This window comes from Streptomyces sp. NBC_01451, assembly GCF_036227485.1.
In the GTDB taxonomy this organism is placed as follows: domain Bacteria; phylum Actinomycetota; class Actinomycetes; order Streptomycetales; family Streptomycetaceae; genus Streptomyces.
Genome location: NZ_CP109479.1, coordinates 435850 through 452543, shown reverse-complemented (window position 1 = coordinate 452543; position 16694 = coordinate 435850). Strand labels below are relative to the sequence as shown.

Below are 16694 nucleotides of genomic sequence, written 5' to 3'. Positions count from 1 at the left end.
CGGCAGCCGGGCAGCAAGGTCCGGTGGCGTTCCGCGCGGGGAGCGCCACCGTGGCGCTGCCGGCGTCAACTCCCGGTGAGTACCGCCTGCATCGAGGGGGCGGGGAGTTCGCCCGAGCCCCGGACGACGAGACGGGTGGGGACGGTGACGGTGCGGGCGCGGGTGCGGTCGCCGTCGAGCCGGGTCAGGGCGGTGGTCGCCGCCGCCCTGCCGAGTTCCTCCGCGTCCTGGGCGACGACGGTCAGAGCCGGTTCGAGGGCCTCGGCGAGCGCCACCTCGTCGAAGGCGACGACGGCGACGTCCTTGCGCTTTCTGCGGGCGAGTTCGGCGACCGTGCCCAGGGCCATGATGTTGTTCCCGGCGAACAGGGCGGTGGGGGGATCGGCCAGGCCGAGGAGCCCGGCGGTCGCGGTTTCGGCGCCCTGTTGGTCGTGGGCGTTGGTCACGAGTGAGCGGTCGTAGGGGATGCCGGCTTCGTCGAGCGCCGAGCGGTAGCCGGCCAGCCGTTCACGGCGGGTGTACAGCTTCAGGGGCAGGTCGCCGACGAAGCCGATGCGCCGGTGTCCGTGGGCGACGAGGTGGGCGACGCCGTCGTGGGCGCCGGCCCGGTTTGAGCTGACGATGCTGTCCGTGGCGAGACCGACTCCGGGCCGGTCGAGGAAGATCACGGGCAGTCCCGCCGTACGGTGGGACTTGAGGTGGGAGTGGTCGGCGCCGACGGACGGCACGACGATCAGGATGCTGACGCGGCGGGCCAGGAACTTGTCCGTCAGGGCGCGTTCACGATCGGGGGCGTCCGCGGAGGAGCCCATGAGCAGGGTCAGTCCGCGTTCGCGGACGGTGTCCTCGATGGCGCGGGCGACCGCTCCGAAGAAGGGGTTGGCGAGGTCGGGAATGACCAGGCCGATGGTGGTGTCCGGCCCGCCGACGCGGATGTTGCGGGCCATCAGGTTCGGCTGGAAGCCGAGTCTGGCCACTGCGGCCAGTACCTGTTCCCTGGTCTGCGCGGAGGCGGGTCCGTCCTCGTTGAGGACACGGGAGACCGTCTTCGCGCTGACGCCGACTTCGCGGGCGACGTCGGCCAGGGTGGGGCGGCGGTTCGCTGCCATGGAGGAAACCGTCTCCTGAGGGCTCCCGGTTCCGGCCGCGGCCTCGGCCGGAAACTGCGAGAGCGGTGTTGAGCTGTCAGGTGGCCTGGACTCCGGCGGCCTTGGCGGCCTCCGAATCCGCTACGACAGTATCTCCGGCCTCGTCGACGGTGAGAGCGCCGGTCATGATGGCGACGACCTCCGCCATGGAGTAGTCGGAGGGCTTGATCACGGCGGCGCGCCGGCCGAGGCGGTGTACGTGGATCCGGTCGGCGATCTCGAAGACGTGCGGCATGTTGTGGCTGATCAGAACGACGGGCATGCCCTTGTCCCGGACCCGGCGGATCAGGTCGAGAACCTGGCCGGACTCCTTGACGCCGAGGGCGGCGGTGGGTTCGTCCATGACGACGACGCTGCTGGCCCAGGCGACGGAACGGGCGACCGCGACGGCCTGGCGCTGTCCGCCGGAGAGGGTCTCCACCGACTGCGTCAGTGAACGCAGGCCGATCTTCAGGTCGGCCATGTGCTCGGCCGCCTCCTGGCGCATGCGCTTCTTGTCGAGCATGCGGAAGACACTGCCCAGGACGCCCGGTCGGCGCAGTTCCCGTCCGAGGAACACGTTCGAGGCGATGTCCATCGAGGCGGCCACGGCGAGGTCCTGGTACACCGTCTCGATGCCGTGGGCGCGTGCGCTCTGGGGCCCGGAGAAGGTGATGGGTTCGCCGTTGAGGCGTATCTCGCCCGCGTCCGGGACGATCGCGCCGGTGAGCGCCTTGATGAGGCTGGTCTTGCCGGCGCCGTTGTCGCCGATGACCGCGAGGACCTCGCCGGGGAGCAGGTCGAAGTCGGCGCCGTCGATGGCGGTGACCTGGCCGTACCGCTTGAACAGGCCGCGGGCCTGCAGCACGGGCGCGGGGGAGGAGGTGGCGGTCATCGGGCCTTCTTCCGGGAGAGCTGGTCGACGGTCACCGCGAGGATCACCAGGACGCCGGTGATCAGGGTCTGGTAGATGGAGGCGACCCCCATCAGCTGGAGGCCGTTGCGGAACACACCGACGATGAGGACACCGATGAAGGTGCCCAGGACCGAGCCGCGTCCGCCGAAGAGGCTGGTGCCGCCGAGGACCACGGCGGTGATGCTGTCGAGGTTGTCGGTCTGCCCGGCCTGTGGATCGCCGACCCCGGTGCGGGAGATGAGCAGCAGGGCGGCGATGCCGTACAGCAGGCCGGCCACGGTGTAGATGCCGATGGTGAGGCGCGAGGTGCGGATGCCGTTGAGCCGGGCGGCCTCGGCGCTGTTGCCCAGGGCGTAGACGTGCCGGCCCCAGCCGGTGTTGCTCAGCGAGTAGGCGAGCAGGAGGAACAGGGCGATGGTGACGAGGGAGCCGTAGGTGATGTCCGTGTGGCCCAGCGGGAAGGTCTCCCCGAGGGCGGTCAGCGGGCCCGGCAGGTTGGTGACCGTCTGCTCCTCGGAGTAGATGTGGGTCAGCGCGAACGCCACGTTGAGCATGCCGAGGGTGACGATGAACGGCGGCAGCGGGATCTTCTGCACCAACAGCCCGTTGAGCAGCCCGAACCCGCCGCAGACCACCAGGCCCAGGGCGATGGCGAGGAGCGGGGGCAGCGAGCCCTCGGCCGCCATCTTGGCGATCACGATGCTGCCGAACGCCATCACGGCGCCGCACGAGAGGTCGATGCCCGCGGTGAGGATGATCAGGGTCTGCCCGATGGCGAGGGTGCCGACGACCATGACCTGCTGAACGATCAGCGAGAAGTTCCCGCCGGTCAGGAACTGGTCGGTCGAGAAGGAGAAGAAGGCGCAGGCCAGGAGGAGGGCGGCCAGGGGTCCGGTGGTCGGCGCCGTGAGCAGTCTGCGGGCCGCGGTCGGCGCCTTGAGCTCGGAGTACGGCGTGGTCGTGGCTGTCATGCGAAGTCCTTGTCGGAAGACAGATGTCCTTGTCGGCGGACGGGGGAGCTGTGCGGCGGGGGCGCCTGCGGTTCGGATGAAGGCCGCCCGGAGCTGAAGGCCGCCCCGCAGGGGCGCCTTCAGGGGCGCGGGGAACTGCGCGACCAGCCCCCACCGGGCCCGCAGCAAACCACCGCGCCCCTCAGCGGAGCGCCCCAGCGGAGCGCCCCAGCGGAGCGCCCCGCTCAGCCCCAGCAGTTCTCCAGCCCGTACCCGGTGTCCTTCGAGTCCACCCCGTCCTGCGCCTTGTCGCTGATCAGCGTGACGCCGGTGTCGGTGTAACCGGACGCCTTCTTGCCGTCCTTGGCGAACGAGACGACTGCCTTGACGCCCTCGGCGGCCATCTTCAGCGGGTACTGCTGCGAGGTCGCGGCGATCTTGCCGTCCTTGACGGCCTGGGTGCCGGTGCAGCCGCCGTCGACGGAGACGATCAGGACGTCCTTCTCCCGGCCCTTCGCCTTCAGCGCCGTGTACGCGCCCAGGGCCGCGGGCTCGTTGATGGTGTAGACGACGTTGATGTCGGGCTCCTTCTGGAGACAGTTCTCCATCGCCGTCTGGCCCTTGGCCTGGTCGCCGCCGGTGTCCTGGGCGCACGCGACGTCCTTCTCGGTGGCGCCGAAGCCCTTGAGGAAACCGTCGTGGCGCTGAACACCCACGGAGACGCCCGGCGCGAGGTCGAGCGCGGCTATCTTCGCCGTCCTGCCCTTCATCGCCGCCTTGGCGTACTCGCCGATCAGCTCACCGGCCTTGAGGTTGTCGGTGGCGAACAGGGCGTCGACCGCGCTCTCCGGCTCGGTCGGGGTGTCCAGGGCGATCACCAGTACGCCCTTGGCGCGGGCCTTCTCGATCGCGGGCACGATCGCCTTGGAGTCGCTGGGGGTGATCAGGATGCCCTTCACCCCGGCGGCGACCATGTTCTCGATGGCGGTGACCTGGCCGGCGTTGTCCCCGTCGAACTTGCCCGCAGCGGTGGACAGTTGGGCGCCGTTCTCCTTGGCGGCTTTCTCCGCGCCCTCCTTCATCTTGACGAAGAACGGGTTGGTGTCGGTCTTGGTGATCAGACCGACCTTGACCTCGCCCGATCCGGAGCTCGACGAGTCCGATCCGGAGCCGGACCCGCAGGCCGTCAGGGTGAGTGCCGCGACGCCCGTGACCGCGGCGGCTCTGAGGAGGGACGAGGACAGGCGAGTGGTGCGAGACATGATCGACTCCTGAGGGATAGCGGGCAGCACGGGGCTGGGATCGGAGCGTGCCGCCCGGGGTGTCATCGTTGACTTATGTCATCGTTGACACTGCCTGGCCAGGATGATGGACTCCGGATCCCGGCAACGTCAATGCCTTCTACCCGTCACAAATCGGCAACGCCCCCGTCAGCCCTCCCCGCGCCGAGCCGTTCCGAGGCGTTCCGAGGCGTTCCGAGGCGTTCCGAGCCATTCCGAGAGAGAGCAGCCCATGAGCCCGCGTCAGATCACTGTTCTGGGAGAGTGCGTCGCGGACGCCTTCGCCGAGCCTGCGGCAAGCGCCTCGAACGAACTCGCTCTGCGGGTGCTGGCGGGCGGCGGACCTGCGAACACGGCGGTTTCCCTGGCCCGCCTCGGCACACCGGCCCGCTTCCTCGCCCGGCTGTCCGGCGACGTGTTCGGCCGTCTGTTCCGGGCCCGCCTGGAGGCGTCCGGCGTAGACCTGTCGTACGCCGTCGCAGCCGCCGAACCCAGCACACTGGCCGTGGCGGAACTGGACGCCACCGGGCAGGCCGCGTTCTCGTTCCACGCGCAGAACACGGCCGACTGGCAGTGGACGCCGGCGGAACTGGCCGGAGTGGATCTCTCCGGAACGGCCTGTGTGCACACCGGTTCGCTGGCGCTGGTCCGGGAGCCCGGCGCAGCGGTGGTGGAGGAGTTCCTGGCGGCGGCGGCCGGGCGGGCCACCATCAGCATCGACCCCAACGTCCGGCCGCTGCTGGTCCACCCCGAGGTCTACCGCGCCCGGCTGCCGCACTGGTGCGCACTCGCCGACATCCTCCGGCTGAGCGAGGACGACCTGGAACTCCTCCTGCCGGGCACCGCGCCCGAGGAGGCGTGCGACAGCTGGCACGCCGCGGGCGTACGGCTCGTCGTGATCACGCTCGGCGCCGGGGGCGCGCTGGCCTCACTCGACGGCGAGCGCCTGCGGGTGCCGGCGGTTGCCACGCGGGTCGTCGACACGGTCGGCGCGGGGGACTCCTTCACCGCCGGCCTGCTGCACCACCTCGGCGCCGGCGGACTCCTCGGTGGCCGACTGACCGGGCTCGGGCTCGACGAGGTCGCCGAGGCCTGCCGGTTCGGCGCCCGGGTCGCGGCCCTGACCTGCTCGGTGGCCGGTCCCAACCCACCGTGGCGGAACGAGCTGACGCACCACGCGGATTCCGTGCCCACATCTGATGCCACCCACTGACAAGGACGCGAGACCATGAAGAAGACCCTGCTTGCCGAGTTCACCGCCCGCGAGGGAGCACAGGACGAGGTCGCCCGTCTGATCGGGGACTACGCCCGAAGCGTCCGCCAGGAGGAGGGCAACATCATCTTCGACGTCTACACCAGGGCAAACGCCCCGCGTGCCTTCTGGGTCTTCGAGGTGTACCGGGACGAGGAAGCCTTCCAGGCGCACCTGAACGCCCCCTACGGCGGCCCCTTCAACGCTGCCCTGACCCCGCTGATCGAGGAGGCCGCCTCCGTGCTGACGTTCCTGAACCCCCTGGCCACCCGTCCGTAGCCGGGTCGTGGGGCCGGGCCGGATCCCCGTCGGGATCCGGCCCGGCCCTGTGCGGGAGTGCGCCGGTCAGCCGATGACCCGGCCCAGTTCGATCCGGTCGATGTTCGGGGCCCACGAGCTCGCGTTCGCGAACGTCACCTTGTTGGAGCCCGCCTTCAGGTCGACGGGGACGCCCACCGTCCAGTAGTCGTCCCAGCCCCAGGTGTTCTTGAAGGTGACCGTCCGGGGCGCGCCCGTCCCCACCGTGAGGTCCGCCGTACGGGACATGATGTCCGTGTTGTACGAGTGGCCGTTGTCGCGGCGCTCGTTGTGCGCGTAGCTGATGACCAGCATGTAGCGGCCCGGCCGGGGCGCGTCCACCGTGAACTCGGCGGTGCTGGTGGCGCTGTTGCCGAGCCAGCCGATGTAGGAACCGGCGGAGGCGTGGACCGAGTCGACGAGCTCGGCGCCGCCCGCGAGGGTGGCCGAGGCTCCCTCGTAGGAGAGGACGCCGGACGTCGAGCCGTTGCCCGAGACGTCGAGGGAGCGGACGGAGGCGGCCTTGGCCGTCATCGCGATGCGGTTGTTGCCCGCCACCAGGTACAGCCGCAGGGCCTTGCCGGGTACCGCCGTCACCTTCTGGCCGTGCACCTCCAGCCGTACCGGCGCCGAGGCTCGCGGCACCACCGAGTAGTAGCCGTCGCGCGGCGCGTAGGCGTCGAAGACCGCCCTGTCGCCGGGGCGCAGGACCAGGGAGCCGGTGCCGACCCCGGCGGACGAGGAGTAGTCGAAGGACGGCCGGCCGCTGATGTCGGCGAGCGTGGCCTCGTACGACGCCGAGGGCACGGCGGAGGTACGGGCGGTCAGGTCGATGCGGTCGAGGGTGACCTCGGTGTCGCCCTTGGCCAGCGTCAGGACGTGCTCGCCGGCCGGGAGGTCTACGGTGACGTCCTTCTTGGCGCGGTAGGTCCAGTTCTCGGTGGAGGGATAGGAGACCGTGACAGGGTCCCTGCCGTCGACCGAGAGCTGCTGTGTGGCGGGCGTCCCGGACTGGTTGCCGTAGAGGATCGCCAGGTCGTAGGTGCCGGCCTTGGGCACGTCCACCGTGAAGTCGACCTTGCTGGTGGCCTGGTTCAGCGAGCCGACGTCCTTCGTCCCGGAGGCCGCGTAGCCGTTGGCGTTGCTGACCGTGCCCTGGGTGTAGACCCTGCCGTCGGTGATGGCCGCGTCCTCGGCCTCGTACGACGCCGACCAGGGGACGGACACGGCGGCCGGGGTGCCGGAGCCGCCGGGGATGAGGACGATCCGGTACGCGGACATCTTGTGCAGGCCGCGCAGCGGGACGGTCACCGTGCCGTCGGCCGCGACCTTCACCTTCGTCCGGGCGAGGACGCGGGGTGCTGCGTGCTGTCCCTCGTAGCCGGACCAGGCGGCCTCGGCGACGGTCGCCGTGACCGTGCGGCCGAAGGCGGACCGGGAGACGTTCTGTACGACGACGTCCGCGTCACCGGCCGAGCCGCCCAGCAGGACCTGTGCCTGGCGGCGCTTCCTGTCGTAGGAGGCCAGACCCTGGAGGGTGTCGACGGTGTTGGCGTGCGGCGGGGTCACCCTGACCGTGTCACCGGTCAGTCCCGCGTACCAACGGAAGTACCACCAGCCGCCGTTGGGGATGTTGCTGCGGACGACATTGCCGTCGAGGTTGCCGGCCGCGTCCCAGTAGGCCTGGTTGGCGTACACCTTGTTGCGCTCGAACATCGCGACCCACTGGGCGAGTTGGCCCGGAACAGACAGGTCGCGGCGGTTGGCGTACTCATCGATGTTGATCTTCAGGGGTGCGATGCCGAGACCGCGCTCGATGGAGCGGTAGTTGTCGTAGTTCCCCTGGAAGTTCTTCAGCGAGCTGGAGTCCAGCTCGTGCCAGGTCATGATCTGGGGCAGGACGTTCTCCCGCTCGGCGAAGGCGAGGAAGTCGGTCAGCAGACGCGTGTGGTAGCCGGATTCGTTCGGCCCGGCGATCCTGGCGTTCGGGTCGATCGCGCGGATGCGCTCGTACACCGTCTTCCAGTCCCTGAAGAACCGGTCGCGGTTGATCTCGTACTGCGCCTGGTCGGAGGTGCCGAGGTTGTACCAGATCTGGTCGGGCTCGTTGAAGGGGATGTAGACGAAGTGCTCGCTGTTCGGGTCGGCGGCCACCTCCTTGACGATCTTGTCGACCTTGGGGAGATAGTCCTCGATGCCGAGGTCCTCGTACGGCCACTTCGCGTAGATGTCCTGCATCATCACGTTGATCTCGCCGCCGCCGTTGCGGAAGAACGACTTCGAGACGGTGAGCGCGTCCCCGTTGGGATGCTGGGCGCCGCCCTCCGGCTTCTGCGAGATGCTGGTGATCTTCAGGGGAGCCAGCATGGCGTCACTGGGCACGCCGTCGTCGCTGAGCCCGTACAGGGTGCCGTTGGCGCCCCGCATCACCGGGCCTTCGGACGCGGCGAGGTCGACGGTGACGCGCTGGGGGTCGGCCGCTGCCGCGGGCCCAGCGGTGGGGAGGGTGCCTGCCATGGCGGCTGCTCCAAGTACGGCTGTGGCAAGGATGGTTGCGGTACGTGATCTCGTGCGGGCTCGCGTGGGGGTGCGGGTGCTCACGCTGAGGGACCTCCGGTCATTTGACTGCTCCACTGGTGATTCCGGACACGATCTTTCGCTGGGCCACCAGGAAGATGGCGACCATGGGCAGGCTCATCACCACGACGTACGCGAAGACGAGATGCCAGTTGTTGAGGTACAGCTGGGCGCTGGCGACCTTGTAGAGGTTGAGCGGCAGGGTCGCCCTGTCTCCGCCGCCGAGGACGAAGAAGGCGTAGAAGACGTCGCTCCAGGCGTAGAGCATCACCATGATCGTCGCGGTGGCGATGACCGGCCTGAGCAGCGGCAGGATGATCTGCCGGAAGATCCGCAGCGGCGACGCGCCGTCCATCCGCGCGGCCTCCTCCAGCTCCACGGGGATGGCCCGGATGAAGCCGGTCATGAAGAAGACCGACGTGGACAGGTACATCCCGGTGTACACGGCGATCATCCCGGGCCGGGTGCCCGCCAGGCCCAGCTGCCGCAGCTCCATCACGACGGTGATGACGGCGGGCGGCAGCAGCAGTCCGCTGATGCAGAGCGCGTACGCCGCCGCGACCAGCTTCGACTTGCGGCGGGCGAAGACCCAGGCGGCGCCGGCCCCGAGGATCAGCACCAGGGCGACCGAAGGCACCACGACCAGCAGGGAGTTGAGGAAGCCGTGCAGCATCTCGCCCTGGCTGACGGCCTCTTCGTAGTTGCTGCCCGGCTGCCAGTGCCGTGGCAGGTCCAGGTTCGGGGTGATCGCCTCGGCCTGAGGCTTGGCGGAGGTGACGGCGACCAGCCACAGCGGTACGCCGACGGCGAGCCCCGCGAGCAGCAGGACGAGCGCCGGACGGCCGTACCGCCAGGCGGGGTTGACGGCGGACGCGCGACGTACGGCGCACGAGGGATCCGCGGCGGATACGGGACTCGCGGCGGTGCTCACAGCAACTGCTCCCTTCGGCGCAGTCCGATGACGAGGGGGATCGCGACGGCGACCACGACCAGGAAGAGGACGAGGCTCATCGCGGAGGCCTGGGCGTACAGGCCCTGTCCGAAGATCCGGAACATGTAGATGTTGAAGACCTCCGTGGAGCCCGCGGGCCCGCCGCCGGTCGTGGCCTGCACGATGTCGAAGGTGTTCATCGAGCCGATCAGCGCCGTGGTGACGTTGAAGGTGAGGGCGGGCGCCAGCATCGGCCAGCGCACCGACCAGAAAGTCCGCCACGGCCCGGCGCCGTCGCACTTCGCGGCCTCCAGCATCTCGCCCGGGATGCCCTTGAGTCCGGCGAGATAGATCAGCATGGACAGGCCCATCCACTTCCAGCCGTGGACGACGGTGACCAGGAACAGCGTCCAGGTCGTCGAGCCGAGCCACGGGATGTCCGTGCCCAGCAGGCCGTTGACGGCGCCGTCCTGGTTGAACAGGGACTGGAAGACGTAGCCGGTGGCGAGCGCGGAGATGAGCACGGGCAGGAAGAAGACGGCACGGAAGAACCGGTTGAACCGGGTGTCCGCCTCCAGCAGCAGGGCCAGACCGAGCCCGAAGCCGTTCTGGAAGACAGCTGCCAGCAGGGCGTAGAGCAGGGTCGTGCGGATGGCCCGCAGGAGTGAGCCGTCCTGGGCGATGGTCGTGAAGTTGTCGAGGCCGGTGAACGCGATGTCCGGGTGGTACGAGGACCAGTTGGTGAACGGGTAGTAGAAGTTGAGCAGATTCGGCACCAGGAAGAAGGCCGCGAAGACGACGATCGCGGGAAGGGCGAACCACCAGGGGTGATGGACGGCGGCGCGGGGCAGCCGTCCCGCCTTTCCCGCCCGGCCCTTGGCGGGCACCGGTTTCTGCGTGCGCGTGCGTATGGCCGTGTCCGCCATCGGGAAGTCCTTGCCAGTCGGTCGGTCCGGAGGCCGTTGCGGAGGGCGACTAGAAGCCGGGCGCGGCCTGGGCCTTGGCCACCTGCGCGAACTGGTCCTGGATCGCCTGCGCGACCTGCTGCGGACTCTTCTTGCCGTAGAGCATGTCGGCGAGGTACAGGTGGGTGTCGGGCGCGACGATCGCCTTGGCCTGGAAGACACCGATGGCCGTGGGCAGCGCCTTGACCTGCGCCATCGACGCCTCGGGGAGACCGGCGGGGGTCGGTACGGACGGCTCGACGGACGGGATCTTCATCGTCTTGATGTAGTCCGCGTAGTCAGGGCCGAGCCAGAAGGCCAGGAACTGCCGGGAGGCGTTCTGCCGTTTCTCGTCACCCGTCCTGAAGGCGACGACGCCGTTGGTCTGGTCGGGCGAGTACAGGCCGGTGGCGGAGGAGTTGGCGACCGGGAACCAGCCGATCCTCTTGTCGATCTCGGCCGTGGAGTACTTGGCCTGCAACTGGCTCTGGAACGAGGTGACGTTGAGGACCATGCCCGACTCGCCCTTCCAGAGGGAGTCGGCCTGCCCGGTGAAGGTGCCGGTCCTGTAGTTCTTCTGCGCGAGTCCGGCGTCGAGCAGCTTCTCCTTGTACTTCTTGATGGCGCCGACGACGACCGGGTCGGTCCACTTCACCTTGTTCCGGTTGAGGTCGGCCCACCACTGCTTGTCGAGGTCGGTGAGCTGGACCTGCATCTGCCACTGCAGCGGCCACTTGTCGCCACCGGCCTCGTAGAAGCCGGCCGCGTCGGTCCGCTCCGTGACGGTCTTCCCGAGGGCCAGCAACTCGTCGTACGACTTGGGGAAATCGGCCTCGCTCAGCCCGGCCTTCCTGAAGACGTCCTTGTTGTAGTAGACGCCGAGCATGGCGGGGCTGGTGACGATCGCCGCGTACCGCTTGCCGTCGATCACGCCGAGCGACTTCTCGGTGTCGCCCAGCTTCGGCACCCACTCCTCCCCGTCGAGGGTGAGGAGGTTCTGCTTCGGCTGGATGAAGGGCAGTGTGGAGATGGACGGCTGCCAGAACATCAGGTCGGGCCTGTCGCCGGAGGCGAGCTTGGTCGGCACGTTCTGCTCGTACAGGTCGGGGATCGCCTGCGTCTCGACCTCGGCCCCGGTGGCCTTCTCGAAGGCGTCGATGACCTGCTTGGGCGCGTTGAGGGTGTTCTGCGCGGTCCACATGGTCAGCTTCACGCCGTCGAGGCGGGCGGTCGGATCGACCTTCGTCTGCTCGGCGCCGGAGTCGGCGGAGGAACCGGAGTCCCCGGCGGTGGGGTCGCTGCATGCGGTGACGGACAGGGCGGCGGCGCATATGAACGCCAGCGCTGGGAGGGCTCTTCTCGTCATGATGTGCCTTTCGCGAACGGGCTCAGGTGGGCGGATCGGGCAGCGGTCCGGCTGAGAAGGTGCGAGCGGGCGGAACAAGCGGGGGAAGCGAAGAGGGGGAGAAGGGGAGAGGGGAAGCGGGGGAGAAGAGGTGACCGGCGGAGCGGGAGCTGATCTCACCCGCGGGCGGGCGGTGGTCCCGAGCTCTCCCGCACCACCAGTTCCGGTACGGAGACGGGGTGCGGGGCGATCTGCGCGGACTCCTCCAGCACGCCGTGCAGCAGGGCGAACGCGGACCGGCCGAGGCCGGTGAAGTCCAGGCGTACGGTCGTCAGCGACGGGGTGAGATAGGCGGAGTGCGGGGCGTCGTCGAACCCGGCCACGCTCACCTCGCCGGGGACGGAGCGGCCCGCCTCGTGGAGGGCGCGGATCACCCCGAGGGCGAGGTCGTCGTTGCCGCACAGGATCGCGGTGACGTCGGTTTTCCCCGCGAGCTTGAGGCCCGCCGCGTAACCGCCCGCGGGGCCCCAACTCCCTTGCAGCGGACGGGGCTCCGGCGCTCCGGCCTCCCGGAGCGCCTGCTGCCAGCCGGTCGTCCGGGCGCTGGTGCGGCGGGTGCTGGAGGGGATGGCGACGTAGTGCACGGTCTCGTGGCCGAGCGAGAGCAGATGGCGGGTCGCCTCGTAGGCGGCCTCGCGGTCGTCGGCCCACACCCAGGGACGGTCGTCGCCGGGCGGGCTGGCGGGGGTCTCGACGACGCCGACGACCGGCAGCTCGGGGGGAACGGCGCCCAGGGCCCGTACACCGGCCGGATCGTATGCGATCACGATCAGTCCGCCGCCCGAGTCCGCGGCCCGCCGCACCTGGCCGGCGATGGCGGCCTCGTCGGCCGCGTCGGTCGATTCGAGGACACCGACGCCGACGCTGTACGCGGCGGCGCGGGCGGCCTCCTCGATGCCCTGGAGGATCGAGGCGTAGCCGTAGTGCGTGGTGTTGGAGGTGAGCACGGTCACGGCACGGCTGCGTCCGCTGGCGAGAGCGAGCGCGGTGGAGTTGCGCCGGAAGCCCAGTTCGTCGATGGCGGCGAGCACCCTGTCGCGGGTCGACGGCTTGACGCTGGGGTGGTCGTTGATCACCCGGGAGACGGTCTGGTAGGAGACTCCGGCCGCGGTGGCGACATCCCGGATGCTCACTGAGCGTCTTGTGTGACCGGTCACATTCATGCCAGGATTGTGACCGGTCACATGAGGGTCGTCAAGAGACCGTAACCGTCGATTCACGCGGCGGAATCAGACCGTCGGCGCAGGCGCCATCGGGAGGGGAAGACGTTGACCGGTACGTCGGACACGGCGGGCACGGCCCCCCGCACCACCACTGAGCAGCACTTCGTCTGGGGTCACCGCGCCCTGGAGGCCGAGTTCGCCACCGGCGCCGACGAGGTCCTGCGGCTGGTCCGGCTGACCCGACCCGACTCCCCGCCCCCGCCGCACGGGAGGACTCCCGCAGCGGCTCCGGCGTCCGTACCCGGCCCTGAAGCCCCCCTCCACCTCGTGGAACTCACCGCGCTCGGTCACGGCAGCGGCTGGTCGGGCCCCCGATTCACCGGAACGGCCTTCGGCGCCGGGCTGCGACATCTGCGGCACACCGCCCGGGAAGCCGGCGGCTGGACGTACCTGACCGTCGAACTCCACGATCCCGTCAGCGCGCTGACCGTCTTCGTCGAGCTGTCCTCACCCCTCGGAGTGCCCGTGCTGCGCTCCCGCGTCCGCCTCCGCAACGGGGGACAGGAGCCCCTCGTCGTCCAGTCCGTCAGCAGTCTGCTGCTCGGCGCCCTCCCTTCCCCCGACCGCCTCGACATCCACCGCGCCCGCAACGACTGGCTCGCGGAGTGCCGATGGCACACCGAGCCGCTGCGCGACACCGTCAGCGACATCCACGTCGACGTCCACCAGCACGACAGCCGGGCGGCGCTGACCCTGACCGGACGCGGCAGCTGGCCCACCGACGGGCACCTCGCCATGGGCGCCCTCACCGAACGCGACGGCGACCGGACCTGGCTGTGGCAGGTCGAGTCCCCGGCCGGCTGGCGCTGGGACCTGGGCGAGCGCGACCACGGCACGTATCTGGCGCTGAACGGACCCACGGACGCGGAACACCAGTGGCGCGTCCGGCTCGCGCCCGGCGCCGGACTCACCACCGTGCCCGGCGTCCTGGCTCTCGGGTCCGGCCTTGACGACGCCTTCGCCGCCCTGACCTCGTACCGCCGTGCCGTACGCCGCCCGCACCCCGACCACACCACCCTGCCGGTCGTCTTCAACGACTACATGAACACCCTGATGGGCGACCCGACGACGGAGAAACTGCTGCCGCTGATCGACGCCGCCGCCAGGGCCGGATCGGAGTACTTCTGCGTCGACTCCGGCTGGTACGACGACAGCACCGAGGGCTGGTGGGACAGCGTCGGGGAGTGGCTGCCCTCACCGCGACGCTTCCCCGACGGCGGAATCCGGGCGGTCCTGGACCGGATCAGGGAGCGCGGCATGGTGCCCGGCCTGTGGCTGGAGCCGGAGGTCGTGGGTGTGCGCAGCCCCGTCGCGTCCGAACTCCCGCCGGAGGCCTTCTTCCAGCGGGACGGCGTACGCATCACCGAACAGGGCCGCCACCAGCTGGACCTGCGGCATCCGGCCGCCCGCGCGCACCTCGACAAGACCGTCGACCGCATCGTCGGCGACTGGGGCGTCGGCTACCTCAAGCTGGACTACAACATCGTGGTCGACCCGGGAACCTGCGCCCCCGGGGACATCGCGCCCGGAGCCGGGCTGCTCGGCCACGCCCAGGCGTACCTGGACTGGCTCTCGGAGGTGCTGGACCGGCACCCGGGGCTGGTGATCGAGAACTGCGCCTCGGGCGGGATGCGGATGGACGGGGCCACACTGGCCGTCGCCCAGCTCCAGTCCACCAGCGACCAGCAGGACCCCCTGCTCTGCCCGCCGATCGCCGCCGCCGCGCCGACGGCCGTCCCGCCCGAGCAGGGCGCCGTCTGGGCCTACCCGCAGCCGGGGTTCGACGACGACCTGATCACCTTCACCCTGGGCGGGGCGCTGCTCGGCCGGATCCATCTCTCCGGCCATCTGGACCGGATGTCGGAGCACCAGCTCGGCCTCGTGCGGGACGCGGTGGCCGTGTACAGGACACTCCGCGGCGATCTCACCCAGGCCGTGCCGTTCTGGCCGCTCGGTCTGCCGGGATGGACGGACGAGTGGCTGGCCCTGGGCATGCGCGTGCCGGGTGACCGTACGTCCTACCTCTCGGTGTGGCGCCGCGGCGGCGAGCCGGAACTCCACTTGCCGGTGGGGCACCTGACGGGCCGGGAGGTACGTGCGGAGATCCTGCACCCGTCCGCTCCCGCCGCCGGTTCGGCGGTCTGGGACGCGGACGGGAACGGACTGCGGGTGTCGCTGCCGCGTACGCCCGCCGTGCTGCTGATCCGGCTCACCTCGGATGCGTGAGGCGGACCGGGAACGCGGGCGGGCCTGGCACCGGCGCCTGACTCACGCCGACAGGAGCGGCGTCGTTCGTCGAGTGGGGCCGCGAGAAGGCGCGGGCGGCTGCCGTCGGCGACAGGACTTCCGTCCGGGGCGCATCCGGACCGGGCCCGCCCCCGGAAGTGATCAGCATGAACGTCTCAGTCGTCCTGCTCACCTCCGACCTGCGTCTGCACGACCATCCGCCGCTGCGGGCGGCCCTGGAAGGAGGGCGGGGAATCGTCCCGCTGTTCGTACGTGACCCGGCGGTGGACAGCGCCGGGTTCGCCGTCCCCAACCGGCTGGCCTTCCTCGCCGACTGTCTGCGCGACCTCGACGCCGGTCTGCGCGAGCGGGGCGGACGGCTGGTCGTGCGCCACGGCGACCTTGCCGGCGAGGTGTGCCGGGTCGCGGCCGAGGCGGGCGCCGACGAGGTGCACATGGCGGCCGACGTCAGCGCTCACGCCCGCCGACGGGAGGACCGGCTGCGCCGCGCCCTGGAGGCGGACGGTGTGCGCCTGCACGTGCACGACACGGTGACCGTCGCCGTCGCCCCGGGTGCCGTGGTCCCGGCCTCCTCGGACCACTTCGCCGTCTTCACGCCGTACTTCCGGCACTGGTCGCAGCAGTCTCTGCGGGAGCCGCTCGCGGCACCGCGCACGGTGCGGGTTCCGGAGGACATCCGCTCCGAGCCCCTGCCGTCCCGGAGCGGACTGCCCGGACTCTCGGCAGGGCTCGCCGCCGGCGGCGAGACCGAAGGGCGCGCCCGGCTCGGCGCGTGGCTGCGAGCCGGGGTCGCGACGTACGAGGAGGGGCACGACGACCTGGCGGGCGATGTCACCTCCCGGCTCTCCCCGCATCTGCACTTCGGGACCCTCTCCGCCGTCGAACTCGTCCACCGGGCCCGCCGGGCGGGCGGACCGGGCGCCGACGCCTTCGTACGGCAGCTCGCCTGGCGCGACTTCCACCGTCAGGTGCTCGCGGCCCGCCCGGGTGCCGCCGTCCGCGACTACCGCACCAGGAACGACCGTTGGCGCTCGGAGCCGGAAGCCCGGGAGGACGTCGAGGCCTGGAAGGAGGGCCGCACCGGATACCCGATCGTCGACGCCGCGATGCGCCAGTTGCGCCACGAGGGCTGGATGCACAACCGGGGGCGCCTGCTGACCGCGAGCTTCCTCGCCAAGACGCTGTACGTCGACTGGCGCGTCGGAGCCCGGTATTTCCTGGACCTGCTGGTGGACGGCGATGTCACCAACAACCAGCTCAACTGGCAGTGGATGGCCGGTACCGGGACCGACTCACGGCCCAACCGGGTCCTCAACCCCGTCACCCAGGCCAAGCGGTACGACCCCGACGGCGCGTACGTGCGCCGCTGGGTGCCCGAACTGCGGTCCCTGCCGGGAGCGGTGGTGCACGAGCCGTGGAAACTGCGCGGCCTGGACCGCGCAGCCGTCGACTATCCGGACCCGATCGTCGGCCTGTCGGACGGGCTCGACCGCTTCAAGCGGGCCCGTGGTCTCGACCGGGTCGTCGCCCCACCACCCAGGTGAC

At 70.4% G+C, this 16694-nt stretch carries 13 protein-coding genes; 4 read left to right on the top strand and 9 right to left on the bottom strand.

What is annotated here, in order from left to right; translation table 11 throughout:
• Nucleotides 1-65: 65 nt before the first annotated feature.
• From OG595_RS02005 to OG595_RS01990, 4 genes are all read right to left on the bottom strand, one after another.
• Complete coding sequence (locus OG595_RS02005) at nt 66-1109, bottom strand: LacI family DNA-binding transcriptional regulator (protein WP_329267119.1); 1044 nt, start codon at nt 1107-1109, stop codon at nt 66-68.
• Nucleotides 1110-1185: 76 nt separating this feature from the next.
• Nucleotides 1186-2022, bottom strand: a complete 837-nt coding sequence (locus OG595_RS02000; RefSeq protein WP_329267117.1) for an ATP-binding cassette domain-containing protein — start codon at nt 2020-2022, stop codon at nt 1186-1188.
• Nucleotides 2019-3014, bottom strand: coding sequence for an ABC transporter permease (locus OG595_RS01995; protein WP_329267116.1), 996 nt, complete (start codon nt 3012-3014; stop codon nt 2019-2021). Before OG595_RS01995 ends, OG595_RS02000 begins: the two co-directional genes overlap by 4 nt.
• Before the next feature lie 224 nt (nt 3015-3238).
• Entirely contained in the window at nt 3239-4255 is a 1017-nt protein-coding gene (locus OG595_RS01990; RefSeq protein ID WP_329267114.1) for a sugar ABC transporter substrate-binding protein, read from the bottom strand.
• 250 nt (nt 4256-4505) lie between these two features.
• Between OG595_RS01990 and OG595_RS01985 the strand changes: the two genes are divergently transcribed.
• Nucleotides 4506-5486: a carbohydrate kinase family protein gene (locus tag OG595_RS01985; protein ID WP_329267112.1), complete on the top strand. Its 981-nt coding sequence runs from the start codon at nt 4506-4508 to the stop codon at nt 5484-5486.
• A gap of 15 nt (nt 5487-5501) precedes the next feature.
• Nucleotides 5502-5804, top strand: coding sequence for a putative quinol monooxygenase (locus tag OG595_RS01980; protein WP_329267110.1), 303 nt, complete (start codon nt 5502-5504; stop codon nt 5802-5804).
• A 66-nt stretch (nt 5805-5870) separates the two neighbouring features.
• On the opposite strand, the gene OG595_RS01975 is transcribed toward OG595_RS01980, so the two are convergent.
• The 5 genes from OG595_RS01975 to OG595_RS01955 all read right to left on the bottom strand — a co-directional run bounded on the left by OG595_RS01975 (nt 5871) and on the right by OG595_RS01955 (nt 12842).
• Complete coding sequence (locus OG595_RS01975) at nt 5871-8339, bottom strand: CBM35 domain-containing protein (protein WP_329267108.1); 2469 nt, start codon at nt 8337-8339, stop codon at nt 5871-5873.
• 100 nt (nt 8340-8439) lie between these two features.
• On the bottom strand, nt 8440-9225 hold the full coding sequence (locus OG595_RS01970) for a carbohydrate ABC transporter permease (RefSeq protein WP_329282577.1): 786 nt from the start codon (nt 9223-9225) through the stop codon (nt 8440-8442).
• Between the two features lie 101 nt (nt 9226-9326).
• Complete coding sequence (locus tag OG595_RS01965) at nt 9327-10256, bottom strand: carbohydrate ABC transporter permease (protein WP_329267107.1); 930 nt, start codon at nt 10254-10256, stop codon at nt 9327-9329.
• A gap of 49 nt (nt 10257-10305) precedes the next feature.
• Nucleotides 10306-11640: an ABC transporter substrate-binding protein gene (locus OG595_RS01960; protein WP_329267106.1), complete on the bottom strand. Its 1335-nt coding sequence runs from the start codon at nt 11638-11640 to the stop codon at nt 10306-10308.
• Nucleotides 11641-11795: 155 nt separating this feature from the next.
• Nucleotides 11796-12842, bottom strand: a complete 1047-nt coding sequence (locus OG595_RS01955) for a LacI family DNA-binding transcriptional regulator (RefSeq protein WP_443072942.1) — start codon at nt 12840-12842, stop codon at nt 11796-11798.
• Between the two features lie 105 nt (nt 12843-12947).
• Here OG595_RS01955 and OG595_RS01950 point away from each other — a divergent pair, with 105 nt between their 5' ends.
• Together OG595_RS01950 and OG595_RS01945 are read left to right on the top strand one after the other, a co-directional pair.
• Nucleotides 12948-15128, top strand: a complete 2181-nt coding sequence (locus tag OG595_RS01950) for a glycoside hydrolase family 36 protein (protein ID WP_329267103.1) — start codon at nt 12948-12950, stop codon at nt 15126-15128.
• Between the two features lie 167 nt (nt 15129-15295).
• Nucleotides 15296-16693 (top strand): cryptochrome/photolyase family protein, encoded by a 1398-nt coding sequence (locus tag OG595_RS01945; RefSeq protein WP_329267101.1) that lies wholly within the window; start codon nt 15296-15298, stop codon nt 16691-16693.
• The last annotated feature ends 1 nt before the right edge of the window (nt 16694 follow it).

Coding starts and splice junctions, on each gene's coding strand:
- OG595_RS01945 (WP_329267101.1), top strand. CDS start 15,296: ATGAACGTCTCAGTCGTCCTGCTCACCTCCGACCTGCGTCTGCACGAC.
- OG595_RS01960 (WP_329267106.1), bottom strand. CDS start 11,640: ATGACGAGAAGAGCCCTCCCAGCGCTGGCGTTCATATGCGCCGCCGCC.
- OG595_RS01985 (WP_329267112.1), top strand. CDS start 4,506: ATGAGCCCGCGTCAGATCACTGTTCTGGGAGAGTGCGTCGCGGACGCC.
- OG595_RS01995 (WP_329267116.1), bottom strand. CDS start 3,014: ATGACAGCCACGACCACGCCGTACTCCGAGCTCAAGGCGCCGACCGCG.
- OG595_RS01990 (WP_329267114.1), bottom strand. CDS start 4,255: ATGTCTCGCACCACTCGCCTGTCCTCGTCCCTCCTCAGAGCCGCCGCG.
- OG595_RS01955 (WP_443072942.1), bottom strand. CDS start 12,842: ATGAATGTGACCGGTCACACAAGACGCTCAGTGAGCATCCGGGATGTC.
- OG595_RS01965 (WP_329267107.1), bottom strand. CDS start 10,256: ATGGCGGACACGGCCATACGCACGCGCACGCAGAAACCGGTGCCCGCC.
- OG595_RS01975 (WP_329267108.1), bottom strand. CDS start 8,339: ATGGCAGGCACCCTCCCCACCGCTGGGCCCGCGGCAGCGGCCGACCCC.
- OG595_RS02005 (WP_329267119.1), bottom strand. CDS start 1,109: ATGGCAGCGAACCGCCGCCCCACCCTGGCCGACGTCGCCCGCGAAGTC.
- OG595_RS01980 (WP_329267110.1), top strand. CDS start 5,502: ATGAAGAAGACCCTGCTTGCCGAGTTCACCGCCCGCGAGGGAGCACAG.
- OG595_RS02000 (WP_329267117.1), bottom strand. CDS start 2,022: ATGACCGCCACCTCCTCCCCCGCGCCCGTGCTGCAGGCCCGCGGCCTG.